Origin of the sequence: Microbacterium sp. CSI-V (genome assembly GCF_001984105.1) — a bacterium.
Classification (GTDB): Bacteria; Actinomycetota; Actinomycetes; order Actinomycetales; family Microbacteriaceae; genus Microbacterium.
In genome coordinates this window covers 476,693-491,113 of sequence record NZ_MTQM01000007.1, presented here as the reverse complement: position 1 = coordinate 491,113, position 14,421 = coordinate 476,693, and the positions used below count along the sequence as shown (strand labels likewise).

The following is a 14,421-nucleotide window of genomic DNA, read 5'->3' as shown; positions in this document are numbered from 1 at the left end:
GAGGACCGCGGCCCGACGAGCTCACGCGCTCTCCGCCCACCCCTGCGCCCGCGCGAAGCTGTCGCGGGCCGCGGTGCGCAGCTCGGCGCTCCGGGCGCCGACCGCGGCCCCCACGGCTTCCCGCCGTTCGATCAGGTCGACGAGACCGTCGGCCAGAGCGGACGCCTCGAACGGCTCGTTGATGTCGACCGTCCACTCGGTGAGTCCCAGGGTCTTCGCGAGCTCGCGCACCTTGACGTCGTAGGCGAGCACGAACGAGGGCACGCCGAGGAGGGAGGCCATCACGATGGCGTGCAGCCGCTCGCTTACCAGCACGTCGCTGTCGCGGATGAGGCGGGCGGCCTCCACGTGGGTCCGCGGTTCGTGACGCACGAACGGGACGGATGCCAGGCGTCCGGCGAGGGCGTCGAGCACCTCGACGTCGTCGTGGTCCTTGAAGCCGATCTGCATCGGAAGCGAGTGCACTTCGATCGGATGCCGGGCGTGGACGCTCTCGAGCGCGGCGGCGAGCCGGTCGAGGAACGGCTCCCACGCCTCCGGGTTCTCGATGTCGAAATTCAGGTTGAGCGCGACCCGGAGCGCGCCGTCGGACCGGGGAGCGGGGGTGTCGTCGGCGGGCCGGAGCAGGAACTCCTCGTCGGTGGAGAACACGGCATCCGGGACGAGGGTCGCGTCGATCCCGATCTCACGGCAGGTGTCGAACGACTTCTGATCCCGCACGGTGATGAGGTCGACCTGCGAGAGGATCCGCCGCGCGAGCCACAACCCCGTCCGGGTACGCAGCGGACCGACGCCGATGTTGAGCATGGCCACGGGCTTGCGCGCGATGCGCCGGGCGAAGGTCACCACCCCGAGGATCATCGCGAGCGTCGAGTAGGGGTTGCGTCCCGTCGACGCGTACAGCTCCTTGATGATCGAGCCTCCGCCGAAGACGAGGAGATCGGCACCGCGTAGCGCGCGGAGCAGCTGCAGCCGGTCCGCTCCCGTGTCGATCACGCGGACGTCGAATCGAGGGCGCAGCTGCGCGCGGGTGAAGTCCGGGTCGTAGCTGTTGACGAGGTACCGGTGCTGCGGGCCGAGCTGCGTGAGGAACGTCTCGAGCAGCAGCTCGTCGCCGATGTTGTACTGCCCGTGGGTCCCGAGGAACACGATGCGGCGGGCGGGTGCGGTCATGATCGAGGCTCCTGGGGTGGGGGGTCGGTCGGATCGTCGTCGAGGTCGTCGGTGTCGCGATCCTCGTCCTCATCGTCGTCGGGATGCAAGCGGGCGCGCCACCGTACGAGCACGAGGCTGCCCGCGATGAGCAGGACCGTCAGCCCCACCCCGACCCAGCTCGACCCGACGACACCGCCGCTGGGCGGTTCGAGGTCGGTGACGTCGGCGGCGGCGAGGTTCAGCAGCTGATCCTGGGTGAGGTTGGCGTGCTCGGGGTTGGCCGCGGGGTCGACGTAGCCGTCCTTGCCGCCGGCGCTCACGGTGCGCTCCGAGCATTCGAGGGCGTTCGGGTCGGTGATCTTCTCGACGTTCGCGGGGAGGGAGAGCGACTGGTACGTCTCCTCGGGGACGAGCATGAGGCCTTCGAAGAGCATCGGGTTCGTGTCGGTCTTGTCGATCGCGAACGTGTGCTTGCCGGCCGGGGCGTCCACCACGCCGAGGTCCTGGAAGCTGAATCCCGAGTTGACCGGCACGAGCTGGTCGGGGATCTGCTGTTCGAGATCGGCGACCGACATCGCGGAGGTGTCGGCGGCCACGCGGCCGGGCTTGTAGACGTCGTCGACGGGGAAGAGCTTGACGTTCTCCGGTGGCGACCGCAGCTCGAACGACTGGTCGTACGACAGCGACGACGACGTGATGTGCAGCGTGTTCGCGGTGTTCGCCGTGCGCATCAGCACGCGGTACTTGCCGGGTTCCTTCACTGTCACCGGCACGCTGATCTCGGTCGCCCGGGGGAGACCGATGAACGAGCCCCGGAGCGTCCCGAAGACACCGGGCGTGATCATGCCGGTGCGGTTCCACTTGGTGTTCGAGAACAGCAGGAACGACCGGAACATCGGCGACAGGTAATAGTTGGATGCCACGACGTCGGGGTTGAAAGCGAACATCCGCGTGTCGGGGCCGGCGATGGCGTCGGGATGGTCGAGCAGCCAGAGGTCGAGGGCGGAGGTGGCGTCGTCGTCGGTGAGCAGGTGGATCGGCGCGTCCGCGGGGAGCGCGGTCGGGTCGTAGTACGGGGTGTATTCGAACGTGTAGCAGCGGCTGAGGTTCCGTCGGTTGAAGACGAGGTTGAGGTAGGTCTGCCAGCTGGAGTCGACCAGGATCGTCTCGCGGTTCGCGCGCGGTTGATCGGTGATCTCGTAGAGCGCGTAGCTGTCGTTCTCGAACCGGAGCTCGACGTCTCCCTTCAGCCGCTGGAGCCCGGGCTCCACGTAGCTCTCGACGTTCGGCAGGTATTCGGCGCCGACGCCGTTGTTCGAGTGGATCTTGCGGTTGACGACGACGTATTTGATCTGGATGTCTCGGGCGACGTTGATCCACCAGTCCTGCTGGTAGTAGAGCCCCCGCAGGATGAGGAAGAAGTCGAACTTGTTCTTCACGTCCCCGGTGAGGCCGTAGTAGTAGCTCGGTTTGTCGAGGTAGTAGATGAAGAACTTGTCGATGAACTTGTGGTCGACGCCGTTGGCATCCTGAACGAGCTTCGCGGTCTCGGTGGGCGGGAGGACGACCGTCTTGCCCTCGGGGAGCGTATTCAATTCCTGCTTGAGCTCCTGCAGGTCGTGCAGGGGGAAGGGTGCGAGGAACCCGGCCATGTTGCCGGAGCCGAACACCGAACGGTAGGGATCGTTCGACCAGAAGGGCGTGAAGAACACCGCGCCGATGCACGCCGTCGCCAGGAGCGAGACGAGGAGTTCGCTGCGAGCGCGCACCCGCGCGGGGTTCTTCGGCTTCGCCTGCTTCGGAACCGGGGCCGCCTTCGCCCGGGGCGCCCGCCGCCGACGCGGAGCGAGCCACCGACCGCTCACGACATCGATGAACAGCGCCAGCGTGAGCGACATCACCAGCGGCGCGAGCATGAACAGGATGAGCTGGAACCGATGCGGGAAACGCAGGATCTGCACGACCGTTCCGGCGGCCGTCACCACGAGGTTGCCGATCGCGGAATGACTGTCGTTGGCGGTGATCGCGAGGGCCGCGAGGGTGCGGTGGAAGGTGGGGAACCACAGCGGCTCGCCGTAGCCGATCGTCGCCCACATCGCGAACACGATCGTGACGATGAGCACGCCGAGGAGCTGCCGGTGATGGCGGGTGCGGAACAGTCTCCGGCGCACCCAGGGGACCGCGAGCGGCACGAACAGCAGCAGCGTGTAGACGGCGTCGGGGTAGCGCGGCACCTTGGCGAGGTAGTCGCCGAACAGGATCTTGTCGGTGATGCCCGCGAGGTCCCACGAGAGTTCGTGGAGCCAGGAGACCGAGGCATCCTGGATGAAGTAGAAGTCGCCCGGCACCGTGTCCGAGAGGTTCGAGACACCCGCGAGGGCGACGTACTTCACGAACAGCGCGTAGGGGATCAGGGTGATCACGGCGTAGATGACGAGGGCCCAGAAGATGCGCCCGGTCGTCGTGAGCGACCAGCGGCCGAACCACGCCCGCAGGCGTCTCCACCGTCCCCCCTGGAGAACCAGGGTGCGAACGCGGCCGGGCAGTCGATGCAGACGGCGCGGGCCGCCCGTGCGGATCCACTTCCCGACCTCGCCCACGAGGAGCGTGACGACCGTCAGCGCGAAGAAGAGCGTGAACAGCACCAGGTAGTGGATCGCGGGGTTGAACAGCGTCGCGACGGCGGCGATCACCATCCAGCGCTTCCACTTGCGGCCGGCGAAGAGCAGCGCGTACAGCATCCACAACGACGAGATCGTCATGAGGACGAGCCCGAGGACGAGCGTGTAGAAGTGGGTGATCTTGGCGTAGACCATGATCAGGTAGATCAACGAGACGGGGAAGAACGTCGCGAGGTAGATCGCCTGCGACGACAGCGACGTGAACACCTTGTCCATGAACTTCGCGACCGTCAGATAGGCCGACCAGAACAACGCCGGGATGACGATGAGGATCGCGAACGGCAGGACGGCGTAGTAGCGCAGCCAGGTCGTGAGGAACGCGTAGCGGACGCGGAACTCGTAGCCGTTGACCAGCTCGTTGAACTGACCCGCGGCCTGGTCGAGCAGCTGACTGTGCCAGTTGAAGAAGGGCACGAGCTCGTCGCCGGCGATCACCGCGTCGCCGCGGAGGACCGACGGGATCGCGAACAGCACGTCGCGGAAGATGATCAGCGACCCGACGAAGTACACCGCCCCGACGACCAGCGCGATCGTCCGGGTCGAGAGGCTGCGTGCGCGCTGGGGTCGAGGATCCTCGGGCGCGTGCGCGGGAGCGTCGGCAGGGGGAGCCGCCGGGGGCGGAGTATCCGCAACGGGGTCGGCGGACGCGTCGCGCTCAGCCCGACGAAAGAGCACGAAGCTCCCTCTCGGCGTCGTCGACGACGATCGCCGCGGCGTCGCGGACGGCGGCGACCCGACGCGGGTCGAGAGCCTGTTCGTCGGAGCCGCGCTCGATGCGCGCGCACGCCTCGGCGAGGAGCGCCGCCCCCAGCGCGAGGCTCGCCCCGCGCAGGCGGTGGGCGAGCGCGCGCGCGTCGTCGGCCGATCCGTGGTGGAGGGCTTCCTCGATGGCCGAGACGTCGTCGGCGCTCCGGAGCACGAACGTGCGCAGGACATCGGCCTTCACCTCGGGCCCCAGGTCGTTCAGCAGCGTGAAACGGTGGGGGCTCGCGGCGGCGGGTGCGAGGTCCTCCGGCGGCGCGTGCAGCTCGGCGGTCTCGAAGGCGCGGCGCAGGTCCTTCATCGTGAACGGCTTCGTGACGTAGCCGTCCATCCCCGCGCGCAGGCAGTCATCGCGGTCCTGCTCCGTCGCCCCCGCCGTGAGGGCGATGATGTACGGCTGCGCGACGGTGTCGCCCGCCGCGCGGATCCGACGCGTCGCCTCGAGCCCGTCCGTCACGGGCATGTGGACGTCCATGAGCACGATGTCGTACGTGTCGCGGCCGACCGCGACGACGGCTTCCTCGCCGTTGGAGACCACCGTCGCCCGGTGCCCGAGGCGCCCGAGGATCTGCGACGACAGCAGCTGCAGCGTGGGGTTGTCCTCGGCGACCAGCACGTTCAGCGGCTCCTGGCCCGACGGATCGACGGATGCCGAGGGCTCGGTCGGCGCGGGCACGGCGGCCGCGGGCGAGGCCGTCGGCGCGACCGTCGGGGTCGCGACCTGCGCCGCAGAGGGGTGACGGCCCACCCGCACCACGGCGCGCGGGGACTGGGCCGGCGGGGCGGTGGCCTCGAGCGCGATCTCGAACGAGAACGTGCTGCCCCGGCCGACGTCGCTGCTCACCTGGATACGGCCGCCCATCATGCGCACGAGCGCATCGCAGATCGACAGGCCCAGGCCCGTGCCGCCGTGCGTGCGCGTGGTGGAATCGTCGGCTTGGGTGAAGGGCTCGAAGATGCGCTGCAGGGCGTCGGCGGGGATGCCGATCCCGGTGTCGGTGACCTCGAAGCGCACGGCATCCGGCTCGGCGCCGCGGCGCACGGTCACCCGCACCTCGCCCTGGGCGGTGAACTTCACGGCGTTGCCGAGCAGGTTGACCAGCACCTGCCGCAGGCGCGTGGAGTCGCCCAGCACGTGGGTGGGGACGTCGGGCGCGTAGTCCGCCACGACGATCAGCCCCTTGCTCTCCGCGGCGAAGGACAGCACCGTCACGGTCGAGGTCACCAGGCGTCGCAGATCGAACGGTGCGCGCACCAGGTCGATCGCGCCGGCCTCGATCTTCGAGAAGTCCAGGATGTCGGTCACGACATCCAGCAGCAGCGAACCGCTGGCGGATGCCCGGTCGGCGTAGTCGCGCTGCACGGGGTCGAGGTCGGTGCCGGCGAGGAGCTCGTTCATCCCGAGGATGGCGTTCAGGGGCGTGCGCATCTCGTGGCTCATGGTCGCGAGGAACGTGCTCTTCGCCGAGGTCGCCGCCAGCGCGGCATCCCGAGCCCGCTCGAGACTGGCGCTCAACTCGCGCTCGCGCTGACGGAGGCGCTCCGCCTCGATGACCGAGACCAGCAGCCGCGCGATCCCGGTGGCCAGAGTCGCGAAGGCGAGGAACTCGATCGCGCCGCCGCCGGTATCGAGCTCGTTGAACACCAGGATGACGAGGGCCCCGGTCGAGAAGATCGCGGGGACGTACACGACCACGCGCAATCCGTTGCTCGCGGCCGTGCGGCTGGTCGGAGCGCACCACGCGACCAGGGCGAGCAGGAGGGCTGCCGCGGGCCACAGGGCGTCCACGGGGGAGGGGGTCCGCGTCTGGCCGAGCGCGAGGGCCGGTCCCACGGCGAGGCTCCCCAGGAACAGCAGGAGCGCCGCGCCCAGGTTCAGCCACCACGCCACCGACGGGCGTCGGTTCAACCCCGAGAGCAGCGCGACGAGCACGCTGACGTAGAGGAGGGACGGGATCAGGTACGCCAGGCTCAGCAGCGTCGCCTGCTCGCCCACGCCGACCAGGGAGGTGAGGAAGAACACCACGCACAGGAGGCCCAGGGTGCTGATGAGCGCGTCCAGCAGCATCGAGAGAGACAGGCGGGCGAACCGGTCTCGGACGAGGAGTCCGAGGCATCCGATCAGACCGAGGAAGAACGGGAGGTTGACCACCGGAGCGAGCCAGCGAAGGGTGTCCGCGCTGATCGGTGCCAGCGACTGCACGGCGTCTCCGACGACGAGGACTCCGAGCGCCGCCGCCATGACCGTCCAGGCGGCGCGTTCCCGCGGAACCCGGACCACGCGGACGACCACCAGCGCACAGGCCGTCGCCTCGACGGCCAGGCGCGCGCCGACGAACCACACGAGCGCGGGCCCCTGCTCGGGCAGGATCCACAGCGACACGCCGTAGACGACGACCACGGCGAGGGCGATGCCGAACACCGTCCAGAGCCCCGCACCCTGGCCTCGCTCGACACCCAGGGGGTTCTGCCGCGTCATACCGCACTCCGACTGCGCGCCGACTCCCGAGCGGTCGCGATGGCTCAACGGTGCAGGAGCGCTCTCAAGAAGTCAACCGAAACGCCGCGCGGGGTGAATAGCGGGGTGACAAGGCAGGTTCCGTTCCAGGTACTGTCGACCTCACACGTGGAGGGCAGCCATAGTGGATCAGCAGTCGGAAGTGTCGCAGATCTCTTCGGCGCGCCTGCGTATCGGGGTCGTCACGGCGTTCCCCCCGGGCCGCAACAGCCTGAACGAATACGGCTATCACCTCGTCCGGCATCTGAGCCGGCTCGAAGAGGTCAGCGACGTCGTCGTCTATGCGGACGAGACGGATGCCGGGGCCCCGACGCCGATCGACGGGGTGACGTTCGTCCCGAGCTGGACCTTCAACGACCCGCGCACGGTGGTCCGGGTCGCGCGGGCCGTCGCCCGCACCCTCCCCGACGCGGTGATCCTGAACCTGCAGTTCGCGACCTTCGGTGACCGGCGGATCCCCGGTGCCCTCGGTCTCCTGCTCCCGGCCGTGCTGCGCGCGCGGCGGGTGCCCACCCTGGTGGTCCTGCACAACCTCGCCGACAACGTCGACATGCGCGACGCCGGCTTCGCCCGCTCCGCGCTCACCGCGCGGCTCATGACACTCGCCGGGCGTCTGCTCACGCGGGCGCTGCTGCGCGCCGACATCGTCGCGCTGACGATCCCCCGCTACGTCGAGTTCCTCCGCGACAGCTACGGAGCCGCGAACGCCCTGCTCGCGCCCCACGGCAGCTTCGAGGAGATCGCCAAGCCGTCGTTCGGCATCCCTCCCGGTCGTCGGACGATCATGGCTTTCGGCAAGTGGGGCACGTACAAGACGGTCGACCTGCTCGTGGACGCCTATCGTCTGCTGCTCGATCGCGGCTACGACGATCTGCAGCTCGTCCTGGCCGGCACCGACAGCCCCAACTCGCCCGGATACATGGCCGATGCCGCCGCCCGGTACGCCGACGTGCCGAACATCGAGATGCCGGGGTACATCGCCGAGGAGGACGTCGCGCCGCTCTTCGGCTCCGCCACGGTGGTCGCCTTCCCGTACACCTCCACGACCGGCAGTTCCGGCGTGCTCCACCAGGCCGGCGAGTACGGACGTGCCGCCGTCCTCCCGCGCATCGGCGACCTCGTCGACGTGATCGAGGAAGAGGGGTTCGAGGGCGTCTACTTCGAGCCCGGCGACGTCGAGAGTCTCGCCGACGCGCTCGCCGCGGTCCTCGACGACCCCGAGCGGCGGGAGATGCTCGGGCGCCGCAACTACGCCGCCGCCAGCGGGGTGCCGATGTCGGAGGTCGTTCAGTGGCACATCGCGCACATCGACCGCCTGCGCGCACGGAGGCGGGTGTGACCGAGGAGCGTCGCGCGGACACCGCGCCGGCGGGGGCACGCCGGCTCGTCGCGGGCGGGTCGATGCTCGCGGGCGCGATGCTCGTGGCCAACGCGGGCAACTACGCGCTCAATCTGTTCCTCGGTCGGGTGCTGACCCCGGCGGAGTTCTCCGACGCGAACCTCATGGTGACGCTGCTGTTCACCCTGACCTCCGTCGCGCTGTGCCTGCAGATGGTCGCCGCCCGGTTCGTCGCCCGCGCGGACGCCTCGGGATTCCCCGGCGACTCCGATGCCCTCGTACGGCGGCTGCGGCGCCTCGCCCTGTGGTCCGGCGTCCTCGCCGCCGTCGCGCTCGCCGCCGGCTCCCCGCTGTGGTCGGACCTGTTCCGAACGGCCTCGCCGTGGCCGTTCGTGGTGCTGGCGGCGGGCGTGCCGTTCTGGCTCGTGCAGGCCGTCGGCCGCGGCACGCTGCAGGCGCGGCTGGCGTTCCCCGCCCTCGCGCTGTCGTTCGTGATCGAGATGATCACGCGCGTCGGACTCGGGGTCGTGCTGGTCTGGGCCGGCTTCGGCGTCATCGGGGCGACGGTCGCGCTGAGCGTGTCGTTCGTCGTGACCTGCGTGGTCGTGAGCATGGTCGCCCGCGCGAGCGGTGGCGCGGTCAGCGGGACCATCGATCCGCGCGAGGTGCGGGCCTACGCCGGGATGGTCTCGATCCTGCTGATCGGCCAGATCATCGCCAACAACAGCGACATCCTCATCTCCAAAGCCGTGTTCCCGCCGGCCGACGCCGGCGTCTACGCGGCCGTGGCCCTCGTCGGCCGCGCCGTCTTCTTCCTCGCGTGGTCGGTCGCCACGGTGGTCTTCCCCGTCGCCGTCCGCCGCCACGCCGCAGGGCAGGATGCGTCGAACGTGCTCCGCAACGGCATGGTCATCGTCGCGGCCATCGGCCTCGTCTGCGCCGTCGGCGGCTTCTTCTGGGGCGGACCGGTGCTCGGCGTGGTCCTGGGGCCCGCCTACGCGGGCCTGTCCGTGCCGATCGCGGCGTACGCCCTCACCACGACCCTGTTCGCCCTCGGAAACCTCGTCGCCAGCTACCACCTGTCCCGGTCGCGGACCCGTCAGTCGTGGATCCTCGTCGGCGCGGCGGTGCTGCAGGTGATCCTGCTGCTGGTGTGGCACCGCGACATGGCATCCCTCATCGCCGCCCAGGGCGTGGCGATGACCGTGCTGCTGGTGGCGCTCGCGGTGAACGCGCTGGTGTCGTCGTCGGCGACGCGACGGGCGGCGACGGCAGGAGGCACCCCATGAGCGAACCGATGTCGGCGTACCGCGCGTACAAGGCGTGGGTCACCGAGCCCCTGACCGAGGAGCCGGCGGTCACCGTCGTCATCCCCGCGTACAACGAGGAGTGGCGCATCCTCCCGACGATCGGCGCGATCGCCACGCACATGAGCGCGCGCGGCGAGCCGTGGGAGCTGATCGTCTCGGACGACGGATCGACGGATGCCACGGCCTCCCTCGTCCGCGATCTGCGCTTCGCCAACCTGCGGCTGCTGACCGCGACGCGCAACGCCGGGAAGGGCGACGCCGTCCGTCGGGGCATGCTCGCCGCCCGCGGGCGTCTCGTGCTGTTCGCCGACGCCGACCAGTCCACCCCCATCGAGCAGTTCGATCGGCTCGCCGCACGCGTCGCCGAGGGTTTCGACGTCGTCGTCGGTTCGCGGGCCATCGCCGGGGCGGCGGTGAGCAACAAGAGCCTGGGACGCCGCATCCTCAGCGGGGGGCTGCACGTCCTCGTCTCGCGCGTGTTCGGCATCGACGTCGCCGACACGCAGTGCGGGTTCAAGCTGTTCACCGCGCCCGCCGCGCAGAAGCTCTTCTCGACGCAGGTCGTCGACGGGTTCTCGTTCGATCTCGAGGTCCTCTACCTCGCGCACAAGCTCGGCTACCGTGTGGCGGAGGAGCCGGTGGACTGGTACGACGCCCCCGGCTCGACCGTGGATGCCATGAAGGTGACGCTGCAGTTCCTGCGCGACCTCGTCCGCATCCGATTCCTGGATCTGCGCGGTGCGTACCGCGAGCAGCGGCGCCGCCCGACACCGCTCACCCCCACGGAAGTCGACGGAAGGACCCCGCGATGATCGTCAGGACCGAGATCGAACCCTCACGCCGCACGGTGTACCTGGCCGGGCGTTTCGACGCCCACGAGGCTCCCGGGTTCCGCACCGCCGTGCACCCGCTGGTCACCGCCGAGCACCCCGTCATCCTGATGGACCTGTCGCAGGTGGCCTTCCTCGACTCCACGGCCCTCGCCGAGCTCGTGCGTCTGCAGAAGCAGGCGCGGGCGTTCGGGGGAGAGGTCGTGCTCGTGGACCCCGCTGACGCCGTCCGGGTGATCCTGGAGATCACCGACCTCGCCGAGCTGTTCACGATCCGGTCGGCGGCGGACGGCCCATCGTGAGGACCGACGAGACGGACCCCCGCACCGCGGGGAACGCGCCTGCCGCGATCGGATCGCTGGACAACGCGCTCGACCTGCTCGCCTCGGCGGCGACGCGCAGCCCGTCGGCCGAGGACCATGACCGCGTGGCGCTCGCCGAGCGCGTCGTCCGCGACGCGGTCGCCGAGCTCCAGGCCACGCAGCTGGCGCTCACGGAGGCGCTCATCGCGAGCCAGGACCGGCAACTGGCCGTCGAGGCGCTCGCGCGCATCAACGTGCGGGGTGCGGCGGGCGACGACACGCTCTCGCTGCTGCTGGACCGCGCCCTGTCGATCACGGACTCGCGGCAGGTGCTGTTCTTCGAGGGGCGCGAGGTCGCCCTGGTCCGCGGCGACCACGGCGATCTCGGCGCGCACGTGGGTCTGGTCCGCGCGGCGCTCGAGGATGCATCCGACGACGCCGTCCGCGCCGTGGCATCCGACACCGCCGTGATCGGCGTCCTCGATCCCGACGGCGCGACGGAGCAGCACATCGCCTTCTTCCGGTCGGCCGACCGCCCGTTCTCGACCCTCGACGTGCCTCTCATCGAGGCGATCGTCTCGGCGATCGGCATCATGCTCGCGTTCCGGGAACTGCACCGCCACGAGTTCGAACGCGCCGCCGTGGAACGCGAGCACCAGTTGGCCTCCGTCCTCGCCCAATCCGTGATCTCGACCGAACCGCCGCCGTCGACCGACGTGGACCTGTACGCGCGCACGGTTCCCGCGGCTCTCACCGGCGGTGACCTGTACGTGTTCGGTCGCTCCACCGGGGCGATCTGGTTCGCCGTCGGTGACGTCGCCGGCAAGGGTCTGCCGGCCGCGATGCTCATGACGCGCGCCGTCGCCGCCTGCCGGATCGCGTTCCTCACCCGCCCGGATGACTCCGTGGTCGACGTGTTCCAGCGCATCGAGGATGAGCTGTTCGACCATCTCGACGACGTCGGCGTGTTCATCACCCTGACGGTGGGCGTGATCCGCGAGGACACCGGCGAGGTCTCGCTCGTCAACGCCGGGCACTCCCCGGTGGTGTTCAGCGGCGCCGAGGTCGAGGCCGTCAAGGCATCCGTGCCCCCGGTCGGGGTGATCCGCGGTCGCGTCCCCCGGGTGTGGACCACCGTGCTGGGCGTCGACGACACGCTCGTCATCGGCTCCGATGGTCTGGCCGAGCAGACGGATCCCGACGGCGAGCAGTTCGGCTACGACCGCTTCACGGAACTGTGCCGTTCGGCCCGCGGGCGCAGTTCGACCGACTTCGGCCGGATCGTGTTCGGCGCCGTCGACGGTTTCGCGCGCGGTGCCGCACCGTCGGACGACGCCACCCTGATGGTCATCCGCCGCGGAAGGACGCTCGCGTGACCGGCACCGTGCGCTCCACCCTCGAGCTCGAACCGACCGCGCTGGCCACCCGCGAGATCGGCGGCTGGCTCACGGCATCCCTCGCGCACCTCGATCCGGCGACCGCGGCCGTGCTCCTGCCGCGCGCCGAGCTCGCCGTCCACGAGGCCTGCATGAACGTCATCGACCACGGGGAGCTCCCCGAGGGCTCGACGATCGGTCTCGCGCTGGAAGTCGGTCCGGCCGCGCTCGTCGTGCGCCTGACCGATCACGGCGCGCCGTTCGACCCGTCGACCGCGGCGGTCCTGCCGGCCGAACCGCTCCGCGAACGCGGGTACGGCCTCACGATCATCCGCTCCCTCGTCACCGAGGTGTCCTACCGGCGGGTCGGAGCGGTCAACGAACTGGAACTACGTATGGAGATCGAGGGCGACGATGCACAGCACTGAGGCGGCGGGCGAGAGCGCTCTGAGGATCGACGTGGTCTACGTCGACGAGGTGTACGCGTTGCTCGCGCTGTCCGGACGCCTGGATGCCGTGGAGGCGCCGAGAGCGCGGCAGATCTTCGACTCGGCCCAGGTGGCCGCCGCGGCGCGGCTGACCATCGACCTCACCGACGTCACGTTCGTCGACAGCGCCGGTCTCGCCGTGCTCGCGCGCGCCCGCCGCGACCGCGGTCTGACCGGCGGATCGGTGACGCTGATCCGCCCCCGATCGGACGACGCGATGCGGGTCTTCCGGTTGACCCAGTTCGACCAGATCTTCGTGATGCGCGACTCCGCCGACGAGGTGGAGGACCGGTGAGCGACGCCCTCATCGTCGACGACGATCCCGTCACCCGCCTCGTGCTCACGCACATGCTCCGGGCCCAGGGATGGACGACGGATGCCGCAGCCGATGTGCCCGAGGCGACCGCGCGGCTGCGCGAGCGCACGTACGACCTCGTCATCTCGGACTTCCAGCTGCCCTCGGGCACGGGCACCGAGCTGCTCGACGTGCTCGGGGGAGCGGCATCCACCCGGTTCGTCCTGCTCACCGGCATCATCGAGTACTCGGGCATCCCGGTCGAGGCGTCGCAGCGCCTGTCGGCACGGCTGACCAAGCCGGTCAGCTCCGAAGCGCTGCGGGAGGTCCTCGGGCGCATCTTCGCCGAAGGCTCCGGGTGACCTCGGCCTCCACGCGGGTCGGGTGGATGGTCGTCGCCGCGCTCCTGGCCGTCGTCGGCGCCCGCGTCCGTCCCGTGCGGTGGATCCCTCTCGCGATCGGGGTGCGCGGGGTGGAACGGCGCCTCCTGATCGCCGCCTATCCGGTCGCCCTCGTCGCGGCCCTGGCCCGACGTCGGGCTCTCTCGGTCGTCGCCGGCGCCCTCGTGGCCCTCCACGTGTTCGTCTCGGTGCGCGGCCGGGGCGGTCGGAGGCCGCACCCGGTCGCGGACGGTTCCCTGCGTCTCCGGCTGGTGACGGCCAACCTGCTCTGCAGCAACCCCGACATCCCGCGGCTCGCCGACGAGATCGCGGACGAGGATGCCGACGTCGTCCTGGTCCAGGAGGTCACCCCCGAGGTGCTCGCCGTGCTGCGGCGGTCGCGCCTGTGGTCCGCCTATCCGCACCGGCGGGTCGCGCCGCGACCGGAGTTCCACGGGGCGGCGACGTTCTCGCGCCTCCCGGTGGTCTTCGACGCGGTGCTCGACGTGGCGGGATCCCCGATGCTCCGCACAGACCTCGCCACACCCCACGGCCCGGTGCGCGTGGTCAACGTGCACACCGTGGCGCCCCTCACCCTCGGGCAGGTGCGCCGATGGGAACGGCAGATGGACTGGCTCGGCGCGTTCACCGACGCCGACGCGAGCCCCGTCATCCTCGCCGGCGATTTCAACGCGACAGGCGATCACGCCCCCTTCCGACGTCTGATGCGCGGGCGTCTGCGCGACGCCTTCGACGCGGTCGGTCGCGGGTCCGGCGCGACCTGGCCGATCGGTCACCGTTTCCTGCCCCCGCTGCTGCGCCTCGACCACGTCCTCACGGGCGGCGACATCGAGGTCGATTCCCTGCGCGCCGTCCCCGGCGCCGGCAGCGACCACGCGCGACTCGTCGCGGAGCTCGGCATCCCGGAACCCCTCCGTCCGGACGTATCCGCGTCCGGCTCGTTCAGCCCGGTCTAGTAGGGTTG

12 protein-coding genes are annotated in these 14,421 nt (G+C 70.3%); 9 read left to right on the top strand and 3 right to left on the bottom strand.

Annotation, left to right across the window (positions count from 1 at the left end; genetic code table 11):
- Positions 1-21 precede the first annotated feature (21 nt).
- The 3 genes from CSIV_RS06325 to CSIV_RS06315 are packed head-to-tail and all read right to left on the bottom strand — an operon-like array spanning position 22 to position 7,077.
- Positions 22-1,173 carry a polysaccharide pyruvyl transferase family protein gene (locus CSIV_RS06325; RefSeq protein WP_077050538.1) on the bottom strand — a complete coding sequence of 384 codons (1,152 nt, stop codon included), beginning with the start codon at positions 1,171-1,173 and terminating at the stop codon, positions 22-24.
- Positions 1,170-4,511 carry a hypothetical protein gene (locus CSIV_RS06320; protein WP_139340619.1) on the bottom strand — a complete coding sequence of 1,114 codons (3,342 nt, stop codon included), beginning with the start codon at positions 4,509-4,511 and terminating at the stop codon, positions 1,170-1,172. Before CSIV_RS06320 ends, CSIV_RS06325 begins: the two co-directional genes overlap by 4 nt.
- The gene (locus CSIV_RS06315) at positions 4,492-7,077 is read right to left on the bottom strand and encodes an ATP-binding protein (protein ID WP_077050536.1); all 2,586 of its coding nucleotides are present in this window, start codon (positions 7,075-7,077) and stop codon (positions 4,492-4,494) included. The genes CSIV_RS06320 and CSIV_RS06315 overlap by 20 nt, the downstream gene beginning before the upstream one ends.
- 181 nt (positions 7,078-7,258) lie before the next feature.
- On the opposite strand from CSIV_RS06315, the gene CSIV_RS06310 reads away from it, so the two are divergent.
- From CSIV_RS06310 to CSIV_RS06270, 9 genes are read left to right on the top strand one after another with little or no spacing between them, the layout of a single operon-like run.
- On the top strand, positions 7,259-8,455 hold the full coding sequence (locus tag CSIV_RS06310; protein WP_202969667.1) for a glycosyltransferase: 1,197 nt from the start codon (positions 7,259-7,261) through the stop codon (positions 8,453-8,455).
- Positions 8,452-9,744 carry an oligosaccharide flippase family protein gene (locus tag CSIV_RS06305; protein ID WP_077050535.1) on the top strand — a complete coding sequence of 431 codons (1,293 nt, stop codon included), beginning with the start codon at positions 8,452-8,454 and terminating at the stop codon, positions 9,742-9,744. Before CSIV_RS06310 ends, CSIV_RS06305 begins: the two co-directional genes overlap by 4 nt.
- Positions 9,741-10,577 (top strand): dolichyl-phosphate beta-glucosyltransferase, encoded by an 837-nt coding sequence (locus tag CSIV_RS06300; protein ID WP_083735016.1) that lies wholly within the window; start codon positions 9,741-9,743, stop codon positions 10,575-10,577. The genes CSIV_RS06305 and CSIV_RS06300 overlap by 4 nt, the downstream gene beginning before the upstream one ends.
- Positions 10,574-10,897 carry an STAS domain-containing protein gene (locus CSIV_RS06295; RefSeq protein ID WP_077050534.1) on the top strand — a complete coding sequence of 108 codons (324 nt, stop codon included), beginning with the start codon at positions 10,574-10,576 and terminating at the stop codon, positions 10,895-10,897. The genes CSIV_RS06300 and CSIV_RS06295 overlap by 4 nt, the downstream gene beginning before the upstream one ends.
- The gene (locus CSIV_RS06290; RefSeq protein ID WP_077050533.1) at positions 10,894-12,273 is read left to right on the top strand and encodes a PP2C family protein-serine/threonine phosphatase; all 1,380 of its coding nucleotides are present in this window, start codon (positions 10,894-10,896) and stop codon (positions 12,271-12,273) included. The genes CSIV_RS06295 and CSIV_RS06290 overlap by 4 nt, the downstream gene beginning before the upstream one ends.
- A complete protein-coding gene (locus tag CSIV_RS06285; RefSeq protein ID WP_077050532.1) occupies positions 12,270-12,701 on the top strand; it encodes an ATP-binding protein in 432 nt (143 codons plus the stop codon). The genes CSIV_RS06290 and CSIV_RS06285 overlap by 4 nt, the downstream gene beginning before the upstream one ends.
- Positions 12,688-13,056, top strand: a complete 369-nt coding sequence (locus tag CSIV_RS06280) for an STAS domain-containing protein (protein WP_077050531.1) — start codon at positions 12,688-12,690, stop codon at positions 13,054-13,056. Before CSIV_RS06285 ends, CSIV_RS06280 begins: the two co-directional genes overlap by 14 nt.
- On the top strand, positions 13,053-13,418 hold the full coding sequence (locus tag CSIV_RS06275) for a response regulator (protein WP_077050530.1): 366 nt from the start codon (positions 13,053-13,055) through the stop codon (positions 13,416-13,418). The genes CSIV_RS06280 and CSIV_RS06275 overlap by 4 nt, the downstream gene beginning before the upstream one ends.
- Positions 13,415-14,413: an endonuclease/exonuclease/phosphatase family protein gene (locus tag CSIV_RS06270; RefSeq protein WP_077050529.1), complete on the top strand. Its 999-nt coding sequence runs from the start codon at positions 13,415-13,417 to the stop codon at positions 14,411-14,413. Before CSIV_RS06275 ends, CSIV_RS06270 begins: the two co-directional genes overlap by 4 nt.
- Positions 14,414-14,421 lie beyond the last annotated feature (8 nt).

What these genes read in the sequence shown, in the direction of transcription:
- CSIV_RS06325 (WP_077050538.1), bottom strand. Translation starts at nt 1,173, where the DNA reads ATGACCGCACCCGCCCGCCGCATCGTGTTCCTCGGGACCCACGGGCAG.
- CSIV_RS06315 (WP_077050536.1), bottom strand. Translation starts at nt 7,077, where the DNA reads ATGACGCGGCAGAACCCCCTGGGTGTCGAGCGAGGCCAGGGTGCGGGG.
- CSIV_RS06300 (WP_083735016.1), top strand. Translation starts at nt 9,741, where the DNA reads ATGAGCGAACCGATGTCGGCGTACCGCGCGTACAAGGCGTGGGTCACC.
- CSIV_RS06295 (WP_077050534.1), top strand. Translation starts at nt 10,574, where the DNA reads ATGATCGTCAGGACCGAGATCGAACCCTCACGCCGCACGGTGTACCTG.
- CSIV_RS06280 (WP_077050531.1), top strand. Translation starts at nt 12,688, where the DNA reads ATGCACAGCACTGAGGCGGCGGGCGAGAGCGCTCTGAGGATCGACGTG.